This is a genomic window from Rhodococcus sp. MT28 (assembly GCF_058792695.1).
On the sequence record NZ_JBXAFD010000003.1, the window covers coordinates 643000 to 669787 of the forward strand.

At 64.5% G+C, this 26788-nt stretch carries 1 protein-coding gene; it reads right to left on the bottom strand.

The features are described 5' to 3' along the window. Window positions 1-43 precede the first annotated feature (43 nt). On the bottom strand, window positions 44-26620 hold the full coding sequence (locus AC1Q6C_RS15695; RefSeq protein WP_492666692.1) for a non-ribosomal peptide synthase/polyketide synthase: 26577 nt from the start codon (window positions 26618-26620) through the stop codon (window positions 44-46). Window positions 26621-26788 lie beyond the last annotated feature (168 nt).

Genomic DNA, 26788 nt, shown 5'->3' on the forward strand with positions numbered 1-26788 from the left:
CCATCACCCTGTGTGTTTCACTCATACCCATGTCGAACCTGGTTCAGACACCCCACTGAGCGATAACTTCTCGCAATCGTACAGCTATGGTTGCCGCCGGACCCGGTTCGATCATCTGGTTGTGTTCGCAATCGACTTCGGTGACTCGGATGTCCCCTTCTACAAACCTTCGCCATTCGGCGACATCGTGTCCGTTCTCCGTAGATCTTCCGGCTACGAAGAACTCGATGGCTCCAACGTGGACAGGCGGTTGGTGCCGATTCGTCAATTCGACGGAGTGGGAGTAACCGCGACTGATCCGCGCCAGATGCTCCGCTTCGATTCCGATTCCGGCACCCAGGGTCTGCTCCAGCAATTCCGCCGCTTCTTCGAAGGTCTCGACCGTCTTGGATCCCGCCGGCATCGCGAGCCCGGCCAGTAGTTCGGAGACCGAGAGTTCTGCGGGCTGATCGGAATCCGACGACGGATAGCTGTCGAGTATCGACAGAGTCACGTCACGTCCGCTCCGAGTGAGGCTGTGTGCCACGGCGTGTGCGATCACGCCGCCGAGCGACCAGCCGGCCAGATGGATCGGGCCGGTCGATGCCACGGCTGCAATGCGATTCGCGTAGTCGTCGGCGAGTTCGGTCAGCGAGTCGAAGCTGGGCCCGCCGCTCAGGGACGGTAGCTGAAGACCGTAGACGGGTTGATCCAGCTCGAGATGCTTGACGAATTCTGCGTAACCCCAGGACAATCCGATACCCGGATGGACGAAGAACAGTGGTGCACGATCGGATCCGGCGCGCAGCGTGATCATCGGGGCGAGAAGATCCGACGAATCGTCCGGCGAGTGTGCGTCCATTCCGTCGGCAGCCCGGGCGACTCCGGCAGGTGTCGGGTCCAGGAAAAGCGATTGCAACGGCACTCGCATCCCGAGACGCTTCTCGAGTTCGATGGTGATGCGAGTGGCCACGATCGACGTTCCGCCCAGTTCGAAGAAGTCGTCGTCGACGCCGATGTGCTCGTGCCCGAGCACGGTCTCGAAGATGTCGACGACCGTTCGTTCGGTGTTGTTTGTCGGCGGTGCGTACGGGACCGTGCGTCGCTCGAAGCTCGGGGTCGGCAGTGCCTTGCGGTCCAGCTTGCCGACCGGTGTCACCGGAATGCGGTCGACGACGACGATCGCGCCGGGAACCATGTGCGCGGGCAGGCGAGAAGACAGATGGCGGCGAAGCTCCCAGTCGTCGACGGTCTGTCCTTCCACGGGCTGGATGTAGGAGGCGATCATCGTCTCCCCCGACGGCGCTTCGTGCCCGAGTGTGGCAGCGAAGTAGACGGATGGGTGTGCCATCAGGACAGAGTCGATTTCGCCGAGCTCGATGCGGAATCCGCGGACTTTGATCTGGAAGTCGCTGCGGCCCAGGTATTCGAGGGTGCTGTCGGAGCGCCAGCGCACCAGGTCGCCCGTGCGGTACATCCGCTGGCCTGGTTCGCCGAACGGATCGGCGACAAATCGGTCGGCGGTGAGGTCGGGACGATTGTGGTATCCCCGGGCGAGTCCGGGGCCGGTCACGTACAGCTCCCCGATGACTCCCACCGGCACGGGCTTGAGGTGCCCGTCGAGGACCAGTCCGGCAAAGCCGATGGCCGGTCGTCCGATGTTGATGTCCTTGCCCGGCCGCATGGGTTCACTGACGCTGGCCTGGATGGTGGATTCGGTAGGTCCGTATCCGTTGAACATACGACGGTCGCGGCCCCAGATGTCCACGAGTTCGGGTGGGCAGGCTTCGCCACCGACTGCGAGTACGCGGAGTTCGGGTAGCGCGGAGCTTTCGATCGAGCTGAGCGCGGTCGGAGTGATGAACGCGTGTGAGACGTGTTCGTCGGCAAAGATTTCGGCCAACTCGGATCCGCCGAAGACCGTCGGTGGGATGACGACCAGGCACGCTCCGCTGCCGAACGCCATCATGAGTTCGAAGACCGAGGCGTCGAAGCTCGGTGATGCCAGGTGAGAGATCCGCGAATAGGGCTGGACGTTGAATCTCTGATGTTCCTCGGCGTTGAGGTTTGACAACCCGAGGTGGGTGACGATGACGCCCTTCGGCTTCCCGGTTGAACCCGAGGTGTAGATCAGGTACGCGGGATGCCCGTGATGCAAGGGGATCGTGCGGTCGCGATCGGTGATCGCGGCTGCGCTCTGGGCGTCGATCTCGTCGACGGTCTCGGCTTCATCGAGGACCATCCACTCGACCGTGTCGGGAAGTTGACTGCGGTGAGCGTCGTCGGTGATGCCGAGTACGGCCCGCGAATCGTCGAGCATGTGGTTGATGCGATCGTCGGGATAGTTCGGGTCGACCGGCAAGAACGCTGCACCGGTTTTCGTGACCGCCCAGATCGCGACGATCTCCGCAGTGGACCGCGGCAGACCCAGCGCCACAAAATCTTCGGGACCGACGCCGCGCCGACACAGCGCGCGCGCCAGCTTCGTCGATTCCTCGTCGAGCTCGCGGTAGGTCATCGACCTCTCGCGACTCGAGAGGGCTGGGGCATCCGGGTTCGAGGCGACTGCTTCGGCGAGGATCTCCGGCCACACCCGCGCTCGAGTCGCGGCGGCACCGGATGCCGGCACCAGGGCAGCTGTTTCATCGGCGCCGAGGATGCCGATGTCGGCGATACGTGTTGCGGGTTCGCGTCCGACAGCGTCCAGGATCAGGCGCAGTCGGTCGGCAAACCGACGAATGGTGGCGGGTTCGAAGAGATCGGTTGCGAAGTCGAAGGCTGCGGACATCCCAGCCGGGATGCCGAACTCGTCGAACTTCTCGTCGACGATCAGCTCCAGGTCCTCCTTCGCGAATTTGGTTTCCACGGTCAGTCCGTCGATGTCGAGGCCGGGTAGGTGGAAATGTGCGGGTTCGTTGTTCTGAAGTTCGAGGGCGACCTGGAACAACGGTGAGTACGACGTGGATCTGGTTGGGTTGATGACGTCGACGAGCCGTTCGAATGGCAGGTCCGAGTTCTGGAATGCGGCCAGGTCGATTTCCCGGACGTGCTCCAACAGGTCGGCAAACGTGATGTCGGGATCGACGCTGGTTCGCAGGACCAGTGTGTTGACGAACATTCCGACGAGATGGTCGAGCGCTGCCTGACCTCGGCCGGCGATCGGTGTGCCGATGGTGACTTCGTCGGCGCCCGACAACTTGGACATCAGCACTGCGAGCGCGCCGTGCAGCGCCATGAACATCGTGACACCGTTTGCCCTGGTGAGGTCCGCGAGGGCGCGGTGGGTGTTCGCGTCGATGTCGAAGGTGAATCGGTCACCGTGGAAGGTCTGTTGCACGGGTCGCGGGTGGTCGGCGGGCAGTGCGATGACGTCGTCGAGTCCGGCGAGTTGCTCACTCCAGTAGTGCAATTGGCGACTGATGACGGATTCCGGGTCGTCTTCCGATCCGAGGACGCGATGCTGCCACAACGTGAAGTCTGCGTACTGCACCTCGAGTGGCGCCCACGTGGGCTCGGTCCCTGCCGTACGCGCCAGGTAGGCCGTCATCACGTCGCGTGCGAGCGGCGCCATCGACGATCCGTCGGCGCAGATGTGATGGACCACGACAAACAGAATGTGAACGGGTTCAGCGGTGTCGAGTCGGAACAGTGCCACGCGCAGCGGCAGGTCCACCGACACGTCGAAGCCGGTCGTGGCGAGTCGTTGCATGCGCTCCGCGAGCTCGTCCTCCCCCAACGTCATTTCACGGACCGGCGGTACTGCCTCGTCGACGGTGAGCACTTGCTGAATCGGATCGCCGCCGACGGCGGGGAACACCGTCCGCAGTGTTTCGTGCCGCTCGACGACGTCGGCGATGGCCTGTTGCATGGCCGTGACGTCGAGGTCACCGGTAAGGCGAACAGCTAGTGGGATGTTGTACGCGGCTGAGCGTGTGTCGAATTGGTTCAGGAACCACATGCGCTTCTGCGCCAACGAGAGCGGGACGCTGCCATTGCGCTCCATGGGAGTGAGCGGCACAGTGCCGACGGCAGTGACAGCGCTGGAGAGCCGTTCGGCGAGCTGAGCCGTCGTCGGTGCCTCGAACAGCACGCGCACCCCGACGTCGATGTTCAGTGCGGAGTTGAGCCGCGAGACCACGCGAGTGGCGATCAGCGAGTTGCCGCCGAGCTCGAAGAAATTGTCGTCGACGCCGACCCGTTCGACGCCGAGTACGTCGATGAACGCATCGGCGATCCGACGTTCGAGGCTGGTGCCGGGCGCCCGGAATTCCACACCGGTTCCGGTGAACTCCGGCGTCGGCAACGCTTTTCGATCGAGCTTGCCGACCGCGGTGCGCGGTAGCTCGTCGACGATCATGATGCTGGCCGGAACCATGTGCGAGGGAACACGTCCGGCGAGGTGCGCGGTGATCTCTGCCCCGGTCAGCGTCGATCCTTCCTCGACGGTGAGGTAGGACGCGAGAACTGTGGCGCCGGCCGGTCCGTCGACGCCGAGTGTCACGCAGTTCGTGACACTCGCCATTGCGGTGATCTGGGCGTCGACCTCGCCGAGCTCGATGCGGAATCCGCGAATCTTGACCTGGAAGTCGCTGCGCCCGACGTATTCGATGGTGTGATCGCTTCGCCAGGAGACGATGTCGCCCGTGCGGTACATCCGGTCGCCTGGCTTGCCGAAGGGGTCGGCGACAAATCGCTCGCTGGTCAGGCCGGGACGCCGGTGGTATCCGCGAGCCAGGCCGATGCCGGCGATGTACAGCTCACCGGGAGCTCCGACGGGTACGGGTTGCAGGCGCGAATCGAGGATCATCTCGTGCACGCCGCGGATCGGTCCACCGATCGTGATGGGTGCGCCCACTGTCATGGGTTCGCTGATGTCTGCCATGACGGTTGTCTCGGTCGGGCCGTAGGCGTTGACGAATTCTCGTCCGGGAGCCCAGAGGCCGACGAGATGCGGCGGTAGTGTCTCTCCCCCGACGACGACGTGCCGGAACTCGTCCAGGCCGGCCGGGTCGACGGTGGCGAGTGCTGCCGTGGTGACGAACGCGTGAGTGACGTGTTCGCGGCGGATGAGACTTGCCAGTTCGGCGCCGCCGTAGATGTCGGTCGGGACGATCACCATGGTTGCTCCGACACCGAATGCCTGCAGGTACTCGAAGACGGCTCCGTCGAAGCTGGGGGTGGCGAAGTGCAGGGTTCGAGAGTGGTGATCTGCGTGGAATCGACGCTGCTGGTCGAGTGCGAAGCTGTCGAGTCCGGTGTGGGTGACGACAACTCCCTTGGGTCGGCCGGTGGATCCCGAGGTGTAGACCACGTAGGCGGCGTTGTCCATGACCACCGGTGCACGCCGTTCGTCCTGGGTGATCGGCAGCGTGCAACTGGTGGCGACGTCGTCGTCGAATGCCTCTTCTCCGAGCACCAACCAGGACACGATGGGTGGAAGTGTGTCGATGGCGTCGACGACGGTCAACCCGAACAGCACCTCGGAGTCGCTGAGCATGTGTTCGATTCGGTCAGCCGGATAGGTGGGGTCGACGGGGACGAACGCTGCGCCGGTCTTGGCCACCGCCCACACCGCGAGTACGGATTCGACGGACCTTTCGATGCCGATGGCAACCGACGTCTCGGGCCCGGCGCCGCGGCGAATCATGGCTCTGGCCAACTGGTTCGAGCGCCGGTCCAGTTCGGCGTAGGTCATGGAACGGCTGCCGGCCGAGAGCGCGATGCGGTCGGGATAGGTGGCAGAGACGTCGGCGAGAATCTCTGGGAGCGTTCGCGCGGAGCGCCCCGGGGAGCCGAAGACCGGCGCAAGATCACGGCTCTCGAACTCCGTGAGAACCTGCAGACGGGCCAGCGGCTGATCCGGTGCCGAGGCGAGTTGCCCGAGGACGATGCCCACGCGCTCGGTGATCTTGGCGACTTCGCGGGCGGAGAAGTGCGTCGGCAAGTACTCCATCTTCAGATTCAGCGTGTCACTTTCGGACGCCACCACGGCAATCGGATAGTGCGCCGAGTCGCGTCCGTCGATGCCGAGAACGTGCATTCCCGCGATGTCGGTTTCGGCGGTCAGGGCTGTCTCGTCGACGGGATACGACTCGAATACCGTCAGGGTGTCGAAGGAGCCGGCGGCGCCGACTGCTCCGGCGATGTCCGACAGTCCGATGTGGTGGTGGTCGAGCAATGACGCTTGCTCGGATTGGACGCGAATGGCCATTTCGGCGAGGGTTTCTCGGGCGTCGAGGCGGACTCGGACAGGCACCGTGTTGATGAACAAGCCGACTGTCGATTCCACGCCGGGCACCTGTGGTGGGCGTCCTGAGACCGTTCCGCCGAAGACGACGTCGTCGCGTCCGAGAAGTTCGGCGAGCACGATTCCCCATGCCACCTGTACCAGGGTCGCCATGGTCAGACCGCGGCTTCGCGCGAACGCCCGAAGAGTCTCGGCTCGTTCGGTCGGCAGCGAGTACGAGTGGATTTCACTTGCCACGGTTTCGGCGGCGGTGTCTGCCCTCGAGAGGTGGGTGGACGTGTCGACGCCCCGTAGCGCTTCTTGCCACGCCCGTAGCGAAGTCTCGGGTTCTTGCTTCGAGATCCAGGAGAGATAGTCGCGATACGACTGAACTCGGGGCAGAATCTCGGGGTCACCGTCGGTTGCGTAGAGAGTGAGCAGGTCTCGAAGCAACAGCGGGGTGGACCAGCCGTCGAGCAGGATGTGGTGGTTCGTCACGACGAGGCGTGCTGTGTCCGGTCCGATTCGCACGAGCATGAAGCGGATCAACGGGGCTGTTTCCATGTCGAAACGATGAGCGCGATCGCGTTCGAGCAGCTGACCGAACGCGACTTCACTGTCTTCGGCTCCGGACAGGTCGATCTCGGCCCAGCCGATGTCGACACCGGAACGGATCACCTGCAGTGCCCGCCCTCCCGGTGCGGAGACAAATCCCGCGCGCAGGCTCGGATGACGATCAACCAAGGCCTGCGCGGCGCGGCGCAGGCGCGGCGCCTCCACCCGACCCCCGAGCTCGAGGGTCAGTTGCACCATGTACGGGTCGATTTCGGTTTCGTCGAACTGGGCGTGGAAGAGCATGCCCGACTGCAGAGGTGACAGTGACCAGATGTCGGTCAGGTCGGGGAATCTGCGCTCGAGCTGTTCGATGCTCTGTTGATCCGCGGTGACGAGATCGAGATCGGTGGGCGTGAGCTCGCGCTCGGAGTGTTCCTCCACGTATTCACTCAGTGCGCCCAGTGCTCGGGCCCAGAGCTCCGCCAGTTCGGTGACTTCGGCCTCGCTGAGAATGCCGCGGGGGAAGGACCACGTAGCGCGCAGAATCGGACCGTGTGCGGTATCGGTCGTGACGGCGTTGATGTCGAGCACCGACGCGGCGGCCAATTCGCCGCTGTGCGCTTCGTCGAGGGTCACTTCCGAGATCGGCAGCCACGGCACTTCGCCGTGCTCGGGATCCGAGCCGGCAAATCGTCCGAGGTAGTTGAACGAGATCTGCGGCGTGGGCAGCTCACGAAGTTCCTCGTTTCGATCGAGGTACTTCAGGATGCCGAACCCGATTCCGTTGTCGGGCAGGCCGAGCAGCGTTTCCTTGACGAGTTTCACGGCGGAGGCGGCGGTTGATCCCCCGGCCAGTGCATCGACGACATCGAGTCCGGTGAGATCGATCCGGACGGGGAACAAGGTGGTGAACCAACCGACCGTGCGCGAGAGGTCGGCGCCCGGTACGGCGTTCTCCTCGCGGCCGTGCCCTTCGAGGTTGACGAGCACGTCCCCGCTGCGCTGTCCGCGCGATCGACGCCAGGCGGTGACGGCAATCGCGAGAGCAGCGAGCAGCCCGTCGTTCACCGAGCCTCCGAAATGCTGAGGCACCGTCGAGATGACGTTCTCGGTCACGGAGGTCGGAACGTCGACGCTGACTCGGTCGACGGTGGCTCCGACATCGACGGCTGGGTCGAGCCCGCGTGCCCCGAGCAATGGCTCGTCGGTCCGCATTCTCGACCACAGGTCGATCTCGTCGCGTCGCTGCGCAGCGGTCTCGGCGAGCGCTGTCGCCCAGCGACGTATCGACGTTCCGCCCGGCGGAAGTATGGGTGTTTCTCCGTCGAACGCCGAGGCATAAGCAGTGACCAGGCCCGGGACGAGCATGCGCCAGGACACACCGTCGACCGCGAGGTGATGAAGGACCAGGAGCAACCGTCCGGCTTCGGCCCGGTTGCCGTTCGAGCTGACGGGATCCAACCAGACTGCGCTGATCATCTTCCCGTGTTCGGGATCGAGGCGGCTGGATGCGTCCTGCATCGCGGTTTCCGCAGCGGCGACGAATTCTTCGCCGCTGGTGGACACGATGGGGGTTCGGCGCAGGATGTCGGGGGCGGTGATGCTGCCTGGCTCGCGGATCTCGAGTTGGTGAGTCGCGGCGTCCAGGCGCGCCCGCAGCACGTCGTGACGATCGAGGATCGTTTGCAATGCTCGTTCCAGCGCGGGGCCGGAGACATCCGCGGGCAGTGCGATCAGCGCGCTCTGGCTGTAACTGCGGATCGTGCTCAGGTCACCGCGACTGCGTTCGACGAGCCACTCCATGATCGGCGTGAGCGGTAGCGGGCCGGCTCCCCCGCCGGGTAGCTCCGTGAGAACCGGTGCAGTTTCCGATGATTCGATGAGGAGCACTTTGGTGAGGCCGGCCACGGTCTTCGCTTCGAAGACGTCCCGCGGAGTGAAGACGAGGCCTGCGGACTTCGCCCGTGAGACGAGTTGGATCGACATGATCGAATCGCCGCCGAGACCGAAGAAGGAATCGTCTACTCCGATACTGCCCCGACCCAGCACCTCCGCGAAGAGGTCCGCGAGGACCGCTTCGGTAGCGGTGGCCGGCGCCCGCGTCGCCTCGGTTGTTCCCGTCACGGTGAAGTCCGGAGCCGGGAGGCTGCGTCGGTCGAGCTTTCCGTTGACCGTCAGTGGAAGCGATTCGAGGACGACGATCGCGGTGGGCACCATGTACTCCGCGAGTTCGGCGGCGACGAAGTCGGTCACCGTCGCTGAATCGACGGTACTGCCTGTTTCGGCGACCACGTACCCGACGATCCGCGGTGACGCTCCCTCTGTCCGAACAAGTGCTACCGAGGCAGCGACGCCGGGGCAGCGGAGCATTGCGGCTTCGATCTCTCCGAGTTCGATGCGGAAACCACGCACCTTCACCTGGAAATCACTGCGGCCCACGTACTCCAACTGCCCCGCGTCGTTCCACCTCGCCAGGTCCCCGCTCCGATACATTCGATCCCCCGAACTACCGAATGGATCGGGAAGGAACCGCACCGAAGTCAATGCGGGTTTCCCGAGGTATCCCCGAGTCACCTGATCACCGGCGACGTACATTTCGCCGACGACACCTGGTGGTACCAAGTTCAGCCGCCGATCGAGTACGTAGACGGACAATCCCGGTACTGCTCGCCCGATGATGCTCGCCGACGCGTGCTCGCTGTCGTTGCGGTCGAGTGCGATTCGACTGACGTGCACTGTCGTCTCGGTGATCCCGTACATGTTGACCAACGTCGGAGCCGTGTCGGCCCGCCTGTCGTACCACTTGCGCAACTGCCCGAGGTCGAGCGCTTCGCCACCGAAGACGACGTAGCGCAGTGCAAGGTCGGGACCCGTGCCGTTCGGTGAGTACGCACGGTCGGCTTCGGCGAGTTGGTAGAAGGCGGTGGGCGTTTGGTTCAGGACCGTCACTCGCTCACGGCGGAGCAGTTCGTGGAACATGTCCGGTGATCTGGTCGTGTAGTAGTCGACGACGACCAGTCGGCCGCCGTGTAGCAGCGGCCCCCACAGCTCCCAGACGGAGAAGTCGAATGCGTACGAGTGGAACATGGTCCACACGTCCGTGTTGTCGAACCCGAACGTCGGGGCGGTGTTGTCCATCAGAGTCAGGACGTTTCGGTGGCTGACCTGGACACCTTTGGGGCGCCCTGTGGATCCGGACGTGTAGATGATGTACGCGATCGCGTCGGGCAGAAGTGGTGTCGTCCGGTCCGCGTCGGTGATGCGACGGGGCGCGGAGTGATCGAGGCGTACCGCGATCTCCGGCGATCCGAGTTCGACGACGTCTATGCCGGATTCGATGATCTCCGAAGGTAGGTCGCTTCGGAAGTCTCCGGTCGTGACCAGGCATACCGGCCGCGCGTCGTCGAAGAGGAACCGCATGCGCTCGGCCGGGTAGGTGATGTCGACCGGCAGGTATGCCGCTCCGGTTTTGATGACGGCGACGAGGGCGAGCACGAGATCGGTGGTTCTGGGCATTGCAACGGCAACCACGGATTCCGGACCGATACCGCGGCCGATCAGGAGCCGCGCCAGGCGGTTAGCGCGCCCGTCCAGTTCGGCGTACGTCATGGCGCCGTCGCTGTCGTTGACCGCGGTCGACGACGGATGTGCTGCAACAGCCTCGAAGAATCGGTCCGCGATGTTGTCCGCTGGAGCCGGTTCGGCGTGAGTGTTCCACTCGGTCAGCATCTGTCGACGCTCGTCGGCGCTCACGACGTCGATGTCACCGGTAGGAGTCGACGGCTCTCGGGAGACCGCCTCGAGGATGGTGAGCAGTCTGCGTGAGAACGAATCGATCAAGTCACCGTCGAACAGGTCTGTGGCGTAGATGAATTCGGCGTCGATGCCATCCGTTCCGCCATCCGCGTCGTAACGCTCGGTGACCGAGAGTTGCAGATCGAACTTGGCGACGGGTAGGTCGAACTCGACTCCCGAGACCGACAGCCCCGGCAATTCGAGTTGTGGGAGTGCATTGTTGCGGAACTCGATGAGGATCTGGAACAACGGAGTGTGCGAAGTCGAGCGTTCCGGGTCGAGTGCGTCGACCAACCTTTCGAAGGGCAAATCGGTGTGCTGGAACGCGCCGAGGTCGCCTTCGCGAACCTGGGCGAGGACGTCCTCGAACGACGCGTCGGGCGTGATCTGTGTTCGCAGCACAAGAGTGTTGACGAACATACCGACCAGGTGATCGAGTTCGGCCTCGCCGCGGCCGGCGACGGGTGTCCCGATGGCGATGTCCTCGGTACCGGCCAGGCGCGCCGCAAGTACCGCCAGTGCTGCGTGCATGAGCATGAACATGGTGGTGCCGTGCTCACGTGCCAGGTCGGTCAGCGCCCGATGGGTCTGCGGCGATACCGCGAACCGGTGGACCGAGCCGACCATGGACGGCTTTGCCGGACGTGGGAACGACGTCGGCAACGCGATCGGCTCGCCCAGTCCCGCGAGTCGGTCCTTCCAGTAATCGAGCTGACGGGTCAGAGCCGAGTCCGGATCTTCCTCGGAGCCGAGCACTTCGTGCTGCCACACAGCGAAGTCGCCGTACTGCACGGCCAGTTCCGACCAGTTCGGCGCACTGCCGGCACTGCGGGCCGCGTAAGCCGCTGCCACGTCCGCTGCGAGGGGGTTCATCGAGAACCCGTCGGCGACGATGTGGTGGACGACGATCACGAGTACGTGCCTGCGCTCGTCCCCGTCGACGCGCAGGACCGCGCAGCGGATCGGAACTTCGGCCGAGGCGTCGAAGCCTGCCGAGGCCAGCTCGAGGATTCGATCGGACACTCTGGCAGCAGTGACGATTTCCGGCTCCAGGATCGGCATGACCTCGTCGCTGGACATCACCTGCTGAACCGGCTGTCCGTCGATCGAGGGGAACTTCGTCCGCAAGCTCTCGTGGCGCCCCAGTACGTCCGCTACCGCGGCCTGCAATGCGGCGAAGTCCAGATCGCCGTCGAGGCGCACTGCCAGGGGAACGTTGTAGGCGGGGGACGTCACGTCGAACTGGTTGAGGAACCACATCCGCTTCTGTGCCAGTGACACGGGCAGTGGGTCCGGGCGGGATCGCCGAGTCAACGGTGGTCTGGGGTTCTCTCCGCGGCCGACGCTCTCCGCCAGACGCGAGAGCTGCCGAACTGTCGGAGACTCGAACAGTCCTCGAACGCCGATGTCGGTGCCGAGAAGTGCGTTGACGCGGGCGATGACGCGGGTCGCGGTCAGTGAGTTTCCGCCGACGTCGAAGAAGTGAGTGTCGATACCGATCGGAGACACTCCGAGCACGTCCTCGAAAACGCCCACCACCAGCCGTTCCAACTCGGTGGCCGGTGCAGTGAGTGTCTCGGCATCGGTGTCGAAACGAGGCGCCGGAAGAGCAGCCCGATCGACCTTGCCGACGCCGGTCAGCGGTAGTTCGTCGAGCACGACGACGCTTGCGGGCACCATGTGTGCCGGCAGTAGCTCCCGTGCCGCCGCCCGGATGTCCTCGGCGCTCACCCGGCGTTCGTCGTCGCAGACGACATATGCCGCCAAGGCCTGCTCGTCGGAGGGTCCGCGCACCGCCAACGTGACCGCGTACTCCACGCCGGGCAGCTGACCCAACGCCGTGTCGACCTCGCCGAGTTCGATACGGAAGCCGCGGATCTTGACCTGGAAGTCGCTGCGTCCGAGGTACTCGATGGTGCGGTCGCTGCGCCAGCGCACCACGTCGCCCGTGCGGTACATCCGCTCCCCCGGCTCGCCGTACGGGTTGGCGACAAATCGTTCGCTCGTCAGTGGTGAGCGCCCGTGATAGCCGCGCGCGAGTCCGACTCCGGCGACATACAGTTCGCCGGGAACTCCGACGGACACCGGTTGAAGTCTGCGATCGAGGACGACCTCGCTGAATCCGCGGTTCGGCGGTCCGAGATAGACCTTCTCGCCGGCCGGGATGGGGTCGCTGAGGTTGCAGGAGATGGTGGTTTCGGTGGGTCCGTAGACGTTGACGAACGATCTTCCCGGCGCCCAGGTGCGCACCAGGTCCGCCGAGGGCGCCTCGCCGCCCACCGTGATGGTGGTCAGTTCGTCGATTCCCTCGGGATCCACCGACGTCAGCGCTGCAGGCGTGATGAACGCGTGGGTGACATGTCCCTCGCGGAGAACGTCGGCCAGTTCGGTTCCTCCGTAGACGGTGGTGGGAGCTACGACCAGTTCGCCGCCGACGGCGAAGGCGAGCAGGTACTCGAGAACGGAGGCGTCGAAGCTCGGAGAGGCGAAATGCAGTGCGCGTGAATTCTCGGTGAGACCGTAGCGATGACGCTGTTCGTCGGCGAAGTTCTCGAGACCGGTGTGCGTGACGACGACGCCCTTGGGTCGGCCGGTCGAGCCCGAGGTGTAGATGAGGTAGGCGGTGTTCTCCAACCGCGGGGTTCCCCGGCGCTCGTCCTCGCGTAGCGGCGCCGCGGATACTCCGGAGAGCCGAGCGATGCTCGTCGGGTCGTCGAGTTCGAGCCACTTCGTCACACCGCCGTCGCCGGGTCTGTGGGCGGCCGTGGTCAATCCGAGCGAGGATGCCGAGTCCTCGAGCATGAACGAGATCCGGTCACTCGGGTAGCGAGGATCGATCGGCACGAAGGCGGCGCCGGTCTTGGTGATCGCCCAGACCGCTGCGACGGATTCGAAGGAGCGTTCCACACAGATCGCCACCCGTGAGTCCGGGCCGGCGCCTTCCGAGATGAGCACGCGCGCCCACTGGTTCGACGCCTCGTCCAGCTCTCGATAGGTCATCTTTCTCTCACCACAGGACAGTGCGACCCGTTCGGGGAATCTGCTCGCGGTGTCCGAAAAGATGCGATCGAGTGTCCTGACCGAGCGGCCCTGCCGGCCGCGCGCGGGAACCAATTGCTGCACTTGCGAATCCGGCATCAGGCGCAGTTTCGCCAGCGGGAGATCCGGTTGCGCGGTGATCAGCTCGAGGGTGCGGAGCAGCCGGTCGGCGATCGCGTCGATGTCGTGATCGCCCAGGACTCCCGGGAAATACTCGAATTTGAGCCGCAGTCGCCCGTCTGCCGCAGAGGCAACGATCGCGAGTGGATAGTGCGCGGCATCCTCGGCGTCGTGGACGTCGAGAACGTGCATTCCGGCTATGTCGGTACCGGAGGAGAGTCCACCGCGGTCGACGGGATACGACTCGAACACAGTCAGCGTGTCGAACGATGCAGCGGACCCCACAGCCGAAGTGATATGCGAAAGCCCGACATGATGGTGATCGGACAACCGCGCCTGTTCCGCTTGGACGCGAACGCATAGCGCCGCCAGGGACTCTCGCGGATCGAGGCGAACTCGGACGGGGACGGTGTTGATGAACAAACCCACCATCGACTCGACGCCGGACACCTGGGGTGGTCGGCCGGAGACGGTTCCACCGAAGACGACGTCGTCGCGGCCGAGGAGTTCGGCGAGCACGATTCCCCAGGCCACCTGGATCAAGGAGGCTGTCGTCAGGCCACGGGAGCGGACGAATCCACGCAGAAGTTCCGTCTCACGTTCTCCGAGCGCTGTGGTCGTCGAGCGTGAGGTAGCGCCGTCCTCGTCGACGGCGTGAGTTCCGGTGAGCAGCGTCGGGTCGTCGAGTCCGCGGAGTGCTTCGCCCCAGGCCTCGATCGACACGCTGTCGTCGCGAGTGCTGATCCAGCTCAGATAGTCCCGGTAGGGGTGTACGCGTGGGATGGCACTGTGATCACTGTCTGTCGCGTAGAGCGTCAGTAGGTCGCGGACCAGCAGCGGCATCGACCATCCGTCGAGGAGGATGTGGTGGTTGGTCAGGATCAACCGATACGCGTCGTCACCGGTTCGCAGAAGCAGGAACCGCAGCAGGGGCGGAGTGGCCATGTCGAAGCCGCGGACCCGATCCGCATGGAGAAGCTCGCGTATCTCGGTCGCCTGTTCGGTGGGGGCCAACGGAGAGATGTCGATCTCGGTCCACGGCACGTCAACGTCTGCGTTGATCACCTGCACCGATCGTCCACCGGTGTCGGTCGTGAACGCCGCGCGTAGGTTCTCGTGTCTGTCGAGCAGTGCCTGTGCGGCACGGTGCAACCGGGACGCGTCGACGCCGTCGAGTTCGAGTGCGAGTTGGACGGTGTACGCGTCCACAGTGTGTTCGGCGTAGCGGGCGTGGAAGAGCAGTCCGGATTGCAGTGGTGAGAGGGACCAGACGTCGGTCAGTGTCGGGAACTCGCGCTCGAGGTGGTCGATGGAATCCTGGTCGAGGTCGATCAGGTCGATGTCCGACGGGGTGAGTCCCCCGCGTTCGCTGTGTTCGGCATAGGTGGCCAGCGCGCGCAACGCCTGCACCCAGAGGTCGGCGATGGCGCGAGCATCGCGCTCTGCCAGCACGCCGGTGGGATAGGCGATAGTGGCACCGATGTGCGGTGCGCCCGAGATCTCGGTGGTGACGACGTTGACGTCCAGGACCGAACCCACGGGCATGGCGGACCGAGCTGCCTCTTCCAGATCGACGTCACGCGCAAGTGCCCAGTCCCCCAGTGACTCTCCTGCTTCGGTGCCGGAAAAGCGACCGAGATAGTTGAACGAGATCTGCGGTTGGCGGAGATCTTCCAGTTCCGCTCGGCCCACCTCGTCGAGATAACGCAGAACTCCGTAGCCGATGCCGCTGTCCGGAACTCCCAACAGTTCTTCCTTGACCCGCTTGAGAACCACCGCTGCCTCGGAGCCGCTGCTCAACACGTTCGCGATGTCTATGTCGGCGAGGTCGATTCGCATCGGGAAGACACTGGTGAACCAGCCGACCGTGTGCAGGACGTCCGCACCGGGCACCACGTGAGCTTCGCGTCCGTGGCCCTCCATCGAGATGAGTACGTTGTCGGTTCGTATGCCCTGTGCCTGCCTCCACTGCGTCAGTGCCAGTGCGAGAGCAGCAACGAGACCGTCGTTGACTGATCCACCGAAAAGCGCCGGAAGCGTGGTCAGGACTGTGTCGGACAGTTCGACGGGTACGTCGGCGACAACTCGGCCGACCGAATCGAACGTGTCGAGCCGCGGGTCCAGCGGCCGGGTTCCGATCAGCGGGTCGGCACCTTCGAGTATCGAACGCCACCGGGGCAATTCGACTCTTCGATCGGGCGCGATGTCGCGGAGCGCATGCGACCAACGACGAACCGACGTGCCCGAGTACGACGGCTCCGGTTCCTCGCCTGCATCGATGCGGTGGAAAGCCGACGCAAGTTCCGGCACGAGGACGCGCCAGGAGACACCGTCGACGGCGAGGTGGTGGATCACCAGGAGCAGCCGGCCGGTGTTGCGCACGCCGGACAACCAGACGACCCGCACCATCACGCCCCGGCCGGGGTCGAGTTCTCGACGCGCAACGCCCAGTGCGTCGACGATCGCCGCGTCGAACACCGCGGTGCCCGGCTCGGCCTCTACCTCGATCACCCGGCAAATATTCTCGGCTGCAACAGATCCCGGCTCGCCGACAACAAGCCTGCGCTCGCCGTCGAGCTCGAGGCGTGCGCGAAGGATGTCGTGACGATCGAGAACAACTTGAAGAGCCGCGGTCAACTGCTCCACACTGCGAAGCCCATGCGGCGCGTTGAGAAGAGTCGCTTGGGAGAACGAATCGAGACCTCGGAGATCGGAGCCGAGCCGGTCGAGCCACCACTGAGCCACCGGCATCAACGGCACGTGGCCCACGCCGTCTCCGGGAAGTTCCTCTAGCACCTCGGGTTCGTCGTCCTTGGTCGATGCCAGCAAAACCGCAAGACCGGCGACCGATTTCACCTCGAAGACGTCACGCGGGGTGAAGACGAGCCCGGCATCGCGGGCACGGGCGACGAGCTGAATCGACATGATCGAATCGCCGCCCATCGAGAAGAACGAGTCGTCGACGCCCACCGATTCGACACCGAGGACATCGACGAACAAGGCGGCCAGCGTGCGTTCGGTATCGGATTCGGCGGCCCGCGAGCGTGCCTGGGTTGCTCGCAAGTCGGGAACCGGCAGGGCTCGGCGGTCGAGCTTTCCGTTGGCAGTCATCGGCAGTTCGTCGAGAACGACCACGACCGCAGGAACCATGTACGGGGCCAGAGCCGAGCCCGCGAACGCGATGACGGCCTCGGGATCCACAGTCTGAGCGTCGTTGGCAGGCACGACGTATCCGACGATCCGTGCGGCGCCTCCGTCACGTTCGAGCGTGGTCACCACGGAATGTGCAACGCCGGGATAGCGAGCCAGAACTGCCTCGATCTCGCCGAGTTCGATGCGGAATCCGCGAATCTTGACCTGGAAATCGCCTCGACCCTGGTACTCGAGTTCTCCGTTCTTGTTCCACCTGGCGAGGTCGCCGGTTCGGTACATCCGTGTGCCCGCACTGCCCGCGGGATTGGGCACGAATCGTTCGGCGGTCGTGCCGGCGCGGTTTCGGTAACCGCGGGCGAGTCCGTCGCCGCTGACGTACAGCTCTCCCGTCACTCCGACCGGGACGCGGTGCAGGCGATTGTCGAGGACCCACGCGGTGATGCCGGTCGACGGGCGACCGATCGTCACTCGATCGGTCGGGGACATCGGCTCGGTGATGCTGGCGACGACCGTCGATTCGGTTGGTCCGTAGGCATTGATCATGATCCGGTGATCGCTGACCCAGGCGGCGACGAGGTCCGGTGGGCAGACGTCGCCGCCGGTTCCGATGCACACCAGCTCGTTCAGTCCGCTCGGATCGACCGTGGCCAGTGCGGCTGGTGTGATGAAGGCGTGCGTGACGTGCTGGTCGGCGATCAGACTCGTCAGTTCGGTTCCGCCGATGATGCTCGGTGGGGCGATGACCATCGTGGCCCCGGCACCAACAGCCATCAGGAGTTCGAGAATCGAGGCGTCGAAGCTCGGTGAGCTGAAATGCAGCGTGCGCGAGGTCGACTCGACGCGGAAGCGGCTGCGTTCCTGCTCGGCGAGTGCCGAAAGCCCACGGTGAGTGACCATGACGCCTTTGGGGACGCCGGTGGAACCGGAGGTGTAGATGACATAGGCCGGGTTGTCCAGGGACACCGCAGCCAGCAGCTCCGAGGCATCTATCCGCTGATCACCGATCTGTTCGAGGGTTGCGAGTGTCTTTGCCTGATCGAGCAGAACGGCGTCTGCCTCGTCGGGGACGACACCCGCATGCTCGGCGGTGGTGAGAACGACGCCCGCTCCCGAGTCGTTGATCATGTGGTGCACGCGGTCGACGGGATACGCCGGGTCGACGGGTACGAATGCAGCGCCGGACCGGGCAACCGCCCAGATCGCGACCACGGATTCCAGTGAGCGTGATAATGCCAGGGCGACAACGGATTCCGGACCGACCCCGCGGCTGATCAACAGTCGTGCAAGCCGGTTGGCGCGGCGGTCCAGATCGGAGTAGGTCAGATGGCGGTCGCCGAAAATCAGTGCAGTCCTCTGCGGTTCGTCGACGTACTTCCGCTCGAGCAACGTCGAGAAGTGAACCTGCTCGGGAAGTTCCGGTGTGACGGCGCGAATCGTGTCGAGATCACTCACGAGATCGATGTCGCCGACCGGCGTGTGCGGTGATTCGGTGACAGCACCGAGAATCCGAACCAGGTATCGAGCGAAACCTTCGACGGTCGACTCGTCGAACAGGGCGCTGGCGTAGGTGAACCCGGCCTCGATTCCGGCCGGCCGGCCGTCGTCGTCGAAGGTCTCGGCAAGCGTGAGTTGCAGATCGAAATTCGAGACGGCGGATTCGAGTTCGAGGACCTCGACGTCCAAATCCGTCAGACGAACTGCTGGCCGAGTGGTGTTCTTGAACTCCAGCATCACCTGGAACAACGGTGAATGCGACGTCGACCGCTCCGGAGCCAGCGCATCGACGACGCGCTCGAAGGGGACGTCTGCGTGAGCGAAGGCGTCGAGGTCGGTGCTGCGAACTCTGGCCAACAGATCGGTGAACGAGGCGGCGGGGTCGACGTCGGCGCGCAGGACCAACGTGCCGACGAACATACCGACCATCGGATCCAGCAGGGCATTTCCGCGCCCGGCGATCGGTGAGCCGATCGTGATGTCTTCCATGCCGGACAATCTCGCCACGAGCACTGCGTATGCGGCGTGTACCGCCATGAACATACTGCTTCGGTGTTCGATCGCGGTTTCGCTCAGACGACGGTGGATGCCGGCATCGATGTCGAATCGAACGACGCCGCCCGAGAGATCCTGCACACGCGGACGCGGTCGATCTGCGGGGAGCGCAAGAAGTTCGGGAACACTCGCCAGTTGACGTGTCCAGTACTCGAGCTGACCGGCAAGAGTGCTGTCCGCTTCGTCGATCCGACCGAGAGCCCTTTCCTGCCAGATGGCGAAGTCCGCGTACTGGACCGGAAGAGGAGACCAGTCGGGCGCCTCACCTCGATGCCTTGCCGAGTACGCGCTCATCACGTCGAACGCCAACGGTACCATCGAGAATCCGTCGGCGCAGATGTGATGGACGACCACGGTCAGGACGTGATCTTCTTCGTCGACCTCGATCAGTTCCGCCCTGATCGGTGGAGCCTGCGTGACGTCGAAGCCCCTCGAGGTGAGACGTTCGATCTCCCCGAGTACCGCTTCGGCGTTCGCGGCGACAACCGGCAGCGCGCCCAACGCTTCACCGGGTTCGACAATCACCTGCGCCGGCACTCCCTCGATCATGGGAAACAGCGTGCGCAGCGATTCGTGGCGAGTAAGCACGTCGGTGATCGCGCCCTCCAACACGGCAACGTCCAATCGGCCTCTCAGCCTGATCGCTATGGCGACGTTGTACGCCGCGGACGTGACGTCGAATTGATTGACGAACCACATGCGCTTTTGTGCCAGCGACAGCGGGATCGTCTGTGGCCGCGGCAATGCCTCGAGCGGAAGGACTGCCGCTCCCCCTCGTGCCGTGGCGCACTCGACCGCCAACTGCGCAACGGTCGGCGCGTCGAACAACTCTCTGATCGACAAGTTCAACGACAGCGAATCGTTCACGCGCGCCACAGCGCGTGCAGCGACGAGGCTGTTTCCGCCGATCTCGAAGAAGTTGTCGTGAACACCGACTGCCCCGGATTCCAGAAGCTCCTCGAAGATCGCCGCCAACTGCGCTTCGAGCGGTGTTCGCGGCGCCAGATACGTCTGCGAACTGTCGAAGCTGGGCGCGGGCAGAGCCTTCCGATCAAGCTTGCCGGTCGAACCGAGAGGGAACACGTCGAGGGCGATGACCACAGCGGGAACCATGTAGGCCGGAAGGAGACCTCTCAACTCGGTGCGTAGGCCGTCCGTGTCGATCGAAGTGCCGGTCTCGGCGATGACGTAGCCGACCAAACTGTCACCGACCACGTCGTCGTGATGGACGAGAGCAGCAGCTTGCGCGACACCGGGCAGCCTGAGCAACGCTGCTTCGACCTCGGCGAGTTCGATGCGCTGCCCGCGGATCTTGACCTGGAAATCGCGTCGACCGACATAGTCGAGCAGCCCGTCGGCGCGCCACCGGACGACATCACCGGTTCGGTACATCCGGGTGCCAGACGGGCCGTACGGGTCGGCCACGAACCTGTCGGCGGTGAGATCGCTGCGCCCGAGGTATCCACGCGCCAGTTGCACTCCCGCCAGATACAGCTCGCCGTGAACGCCGACCGGAACCGGATGCAGCCGCCCGTCGAGGACATAGAGCTGGGTGTTCCACACGGGCGCACCGATGGGAACGGTGACGGTCATGTCGGGGGTGAATTCGGCGGCGCTGACGTCGACGGCAGCCTCCGTGGGTCCGTACAGGTTGAACAGTCCCGCAGAACTCAGACGGGTGAACGCCTCCGCAGTGGTAGGCGCGAGCGCTTCACCGCTGCAGAACACCTGACGCAGGCTCGCACACTGCCCGGCAGTCGCGGCAGCGACGAATTCCGCGAGCATCGACGGAACGAAGTGCGCCGTCGTGACGCCTTTTTCGGCAATCAACGCCGACAGGTACCCGGGATCACGGTGCCCGTCCGGTTCCGCGATCACCAACTGCGCGCCGGTCTGCAGGGGCCAGAACAGTTCCCACACCGAGACGTCGAAGGTCACCGGAGTCTTGTGCAGCACCACGTCCGACGCGTGAAGGGGGTACGTGTCCTGCATCCACAGCAGGCGATTGACGATCGAACGGTGTGATACTGCAACACCTTTCGGTCGACCCGTCGATCCGGACGTGAAGATCACGTAAGCAGCATTGTCCGGGCGCAGGGGTCCGAGCCGATCAGCGTCGGTGATCGGCGCCGTCGTGGACAACTGACGATCGAGATCGACGTCCACGATCGGGACTCGCGCGGGAAGAGCGCCGTGGTCCTGGGGCCGGCTCAGCACGCAGATCGGTTCCGCGATGTCGAAGACGTACGCGATGCGCTCGGCGGGATGATCGGGGTCCACCGGGACATATGCCGCACCGGCACGGATCACGGCGTGGACCGCGACGAGTAGTTCCGGTGACCGTCGAATCGACACCGCGACGCGCATGTCCGGGCCGACCCCGCGGGCGATGAGGGTTCTGGCAAGTTCACCGACTCTCGCGTCGAACTCCGCATAGGTCAGTGTCCGCTCGCCGTAGACCAGCGCGGCCCCCTCGGGTGTCCGGGCTGCCTGCTCCGCCACCAGGTCCGAGAGGGTGGTGATCGGTACGGCGTGTTCGGTGGCATTCCAACGCTCGAGGACCAGTTCCGCCTCGCCCGGAGCTGTGAGACCGACGTCGCCGACGACGGATTCCGGGTAGGCAGCTACCGCGTCGAGGAGCATCGTGAAGCGATCAGCGAGGCCGGACATGGTGTCCGAGTCGAAAAGCTGGCTGGCGTAGTTCAACTGGCCGTCGAGATGGTCGCCGCGGTCGGTGAGAATGACCTGAAGATCGAACTTTGCCGCGCCCGTCGACAGTTCGTCGACCGTGACCTCGAGCTCGGGCAAAGTGACCTCGGTGGGAGCGGCGCCCTGCATCACCAGCATCACCTGGAACAGCGGCGCCTGGTTGTCTGCGAGGGATTCGACGAGTACGTCGTACGGCACTTCGGTGTGCTGCAAGGCCGCCACGTCGACGTCGCGGACGCGGGTGAGAACTTCACCGAAGGTGAGTCCCCCCTCGAGAACCGTCCTCAGCACCACCGTGTTGACGAACATTCCGACGACGTCGTCGAGAGCGCGCTCGCTCCGCCCGGCCACCGGAGTGCCGATCGTGATGTCGTTCGCTCCGGATTCTCGGCTGAGCAGGACGGCCAGCGCGGCGTGGATCACCATGAACACGCTGACATCGCTGCGCGCCGCGATCTCGCCGACCCGGCGGTACGTCGCGGAGTCGATCCGGAAATCGAGATCGTCACCGCGCAGCGAGACACCCGCAGGGCGCGGATGATCCATCGGCAGTTCCGCGAGCTCACCGCGTTCGGTGAGCGTGTGCGACCAGAACCGCAACTGCTCGGCAAGAATCGAATCCGGGTCGGACGCTTCACCGAGCGCTCCGCGTTGCCACTCGCTGAAATCGCCGTACTGCACTTCGAGTGGCAGCCACGCCGGCACGCGTCCGCTCGCCCGCGAGGCGTACGCCACCATCACGTCACGAGCCAGCGGCGCCATCGACAGGCCGTCTGCTGCAATGTGGTGCACGACGAGGACCAAGGTGTGCTCGCGCTCGTTCACCTCGAGCAGAGTCGCGCGGATCGGCACCGATTCGCTGACGTCGAATCCCTCTCGCGCGAGCTCACTCGCCCGCGCCGAGGTCGCTGCGGCAGGCACCGTTTCCACCTCGAGATGATCGAACATGTCGTCTACACCGAGAACGTGCTGGACGGGGCCACGCGCACTCTCGGGGAAAACGGTCCGCAAGATCTCGTGTCGAACGATGACGTCCCGCAGCGCGGTGAACAGTGCATCGACGTCGAGATCGCCGGTCATCGAAACCGCGATCGGAATGTTGTACGCCGGCGAACTCGGATCGAGTTGATTGGTCAGCCACATTCGTTGCTGCGCCAGAGATACCGGTATCCGGTCAGGGCGATCGATACGCGTCAGTGCCGGGGCACGTGTGTTCCGCGAGTCCGCGAGGTCGGCACGTGCTGCCAGAGCGGAGACGGTCGGCGCCTCGAAGAGGTCGAGAACGCTCAGCGTCGTTCCGAGAGCTCCGTTGACTCGCGACACGACGCGGGTCGCGATCAACGAGTCACCGCCGAGGTCGAAGAAACTGTCGTCTGCTCCCGCCCGGGTGATACCGAGCAGATCGCAGAACACCGCCGAAATTCGCTTCTCGGTCGAGGTCTCGGGGGCACGGTATTCAGCCGACCCGCCCACAGAATCGATGTCCGGTAACGCTTTCCTGTCGATCTTTCCTGCCGGAGTCAACGGAATGGAGTCGAGGACGACGATCCGCGCCGGAACCATGTGGGCTGCCAACGAAGATCTCGCGTGGGCGACCAGCTCGGAGTTGTCGATGTGTGTGCCCGCAGCCGCCGTGACGTACGCCGCCAACAGTGTTTCCCCACTCGGGCCCGCAACTCCGGCGGTGACTGCCTGTGCGACGCTCGGGTGGCGGCGCAGCACGTCGTCGATCTCGCCGAGCTCGACGCGGAAACCGCGGATCTTGATCTGGAAGTCGCTCCGGCCGAGGTACTCCAGCTCACCCTCGCCGTTCCACCGCGCGAGGTCACCCGTGCGGTACATGCGCTCTCCCGCAACACCGTTGGGGTCGGCAACAAATCGTTCGGCCGTAATCGTGGCACGCGCGTGGTACCCGCGCGCCAAACCGACACCGCTCACATAGAGCTCGCCGGCGACACCGATCGGCACCGGTTGAAGCCGCGAGTCCAGGAGGACGGTTGCGGCTCCGCGCATCGGCTTCCCGATGGTGACGGGAACATCGCTGCTCAGCGGTCCGGTCAGAGTGGCGACGACGGTGGTTTCGGTCGGTCCGTACGCGTTGAACATCGAGCGTCCGTGTGACCACTGATCCACCAGCGCGGGTGAGCATGCGTCGCCGCCGGTCACGACCACTCGTAGATCCGGTAGGCCGGCGGGATCGACTGTTGCCAGCGCGGCCGGGGTGACGAAAGCGTGGGTGACCCGTCCGATACGCATCACCTGTGCCAGTTCGTCGCCGCCGTACACGGTGGGCGGCGCGATCACCATCGTTGCCGCGCCCCCGAAGGCAAGGAGGAGTTCGAGGACTGAAGCGTCGAAGCTCGGCGAAGAGAAATGCAGGGTGCGGTCTCCAGGTTCGACTCCGAACCTGACTCGTTCTTCGTCGGCGAAGCTGCTCAGCCCGCGGTGACTGACCACGACGCCTTTGGGGACACCGGTGGAGCCGGACGTGTAGATGAGGTATGCCGGATCGTCGTAGCTCAGGCGCGTACGCCGCTCGGCGTCGTCGACCGGTGCATCGGACTGGTGCGAGGTGTCCAGTTCGTCGAGGAGCAGCCAATCCACCGAATCGGCGAGCCCGCCGTGGTGCTCCCCCACACTGATTCCGACTACAGCTCCCGAATCGGTGAGCATGTGCCGAACACGATCCTCGGGGTAGTGCGGATCGATCGGGAGGAAGGCACCGCCGGTCTTGGCCACCGCCCACGTCGCGGTCACCGATTCGAGAGACCTCGACAGCGCAAGGGCGACATAGGTGCCGGGGCCGACTCCCCTGTTGATCAGTTCACGGGCGAGTGTGTTCGACTCGGCGTCGAGATCCCGGTAGCTCACCTCACGATCACCGAAAACAAGCGCTGGGGCATCGGGGTTCACAGCCGAGGCCCGGCGGAGAATATCGGGGAGAGTCAACGGGGAGGACGCGGTCGCTCCTCGCGCCGGTACCAGGGACTCACGCTCGAAGTCGTCGAGGAGATCGAGGTCTCCGACCGGCGTTCGCGGGGCTGCTGCTGCGCCTGCAAGGATCCGCACCAGTCGCGAGAGGAAGGCTCGGACCGTGGATTCGGCGTAGTGCTGCGTGGAGTACGCAACCTCGAGGGCGCCGGTATCTGCGTGGACGTCGATCGCCACGTCGAGGCCGGCAATCGTGGTCTCCTGCGAGCCGTCGTTGAGGTGGACGTGCAACTCGGGCAGTGCGGGGACACCTGCCGCCGATCGAATCGACAACGTATCGCGTTCTCGAGCAAGAGAACTCACGAACTCGTCGAACGGCGCCGCCGGATCGACCTCGCAGCGCAGGGGCAGAGTTCCCCACTCGGTCCTCGTTCCGATCAGCACGTCCCGGCGCTCGGTCGATCTCGACAGCAACGCAGCAAATGCGGCATGGACAACGGCAAAGAGGGAGACGCCTTCCGTGCGCGCAAGTTCGGCGACCGCGGGATCGAGTGGGACGCTCAGCCGATTCGTACCGGTGGGCTCCGCTTCGGAGTCGATTCGCTCGAGGCCCAGTGTCTCGAGGTCCAGTGTGGAGCCCTCGTCGGAGTCCCCCAGGTATCTCGCCCAGAACCGCTCGAGTTCCCTGCGCTGTGCACTGCGCGCCCCTGCCTCGGCACTTGCCGGATGAATCCGGTTCATCGGCGTACCGGCCGGTGCTGCTGTCAGTTCTGCGACCAACTCGGTGAACGCCCGGTGGTGCTCGGCCAGTTCGTCGTGGCCGTAGCGATTGGGGTTTCCGCGAAAGTCGATCAACGTCTGCGCCGGATCGCCGCTCTGGTACACGTTGACCAGCAGATCCTCGACCGGACCCGACGTGACGATGTGATACTCACCGGTCAGTGGCCCGAGGGTTATCTCCTGCCGGAAGAGCATCACATTCATCATCGGGCCGGACAGACGCGCGTCGCCGACGGTCAGACCGGCATCACGCCGGATGTCCTCGAGGCTGCATCGCTGATGACGAAGCGCACCGAGAAGTTCGAGTTGCACGCGCCCGACCAGATCGTCGACACTTTCGTCCGGGTTTACGTGGATGTGTAGCGGCGCGACGTTGACCAGCATTCCGCCGGACCGCTGCAGCGGTGCCGTCGTCCTCGCGGAAACCGGCAGGTTGATCAGCACGTCGTCGTAGCCGGTACTGCGGGACAGGTAGCACGCCAGCGCCGAAATCAACACTGCGGCCGGAGTTGCACCGGAACGTGAATTCCATTCGTCCAAGGCAGCAAGGCTGTTCGCCGACATCGCGGCACTGACGAGCTCACTGCGTGCAGTCGGGGGTCCCTCACGGGTGGCCAATGTCGAACCGTGTTCGACGCCCGACACACGCTGGGCCCAGTACTCGCGGTCGGCTTCGAATCGGCTCGATTCGCGGTACTTCTGGTCGAGCTCGGACAGCGTCGTGACGTCGAGCGCCTTGTTCACCGCAGGCTCTCGACCTTCGACGGCTGCGGTGTAGATCGCCGCAATCCGATTGACGATCGTCATACCGCTGTATCCGTCGAGAGCGACGTGATGAATCCTGGTGTACCACAGGTAATCCCGATCACCAGTTTGAAGAATTGTCATCTCGACGAGACGATCGCGAGTCAGATCGAGCGTCGTCGCGTAATCGTTGTCCATCCACTCCGAGGCAGCCTGCCGAGGGTTCTCACGCTCGCGGAAGTCGAAGTAGTCGATGCCCGGGTCGATTGTGAAGTCCACGATCTGGCAGGGCTCCCCATCCGGGTACATCAACCGTAGAAACGGCGATTCGAACTCGTGGGCAGCCTCCACCGCGGCGCGACTGAGCAGTTGCATGTCCAAATCGCCGTGGAACTCGATGTACTGCGCGATGAAGTACGGGACCGTCGGGTGAAGTTGCTGCGCAAACCACATGCTGCGCTGCACCGCAGACAGGGGGAACGCTCCTGCCGGCAGGCTTCGCGATCCGGTGAGCGGGTCGATCCTCTTGTCGGTATCCATCACGACCACCCCCACACAGCGTTGTGACGATCAGCGTTGTCACGATCAGCGCCGGGAAGTGTGGCTCGGGGATTGAAGAGAAACATCGCACCGCCTCGATATCGAGTGGAAACCATGTGGCGATCCTGCGAGAGCGCAGCCGAAGGTCATCGACCTCGACGAAGGGTC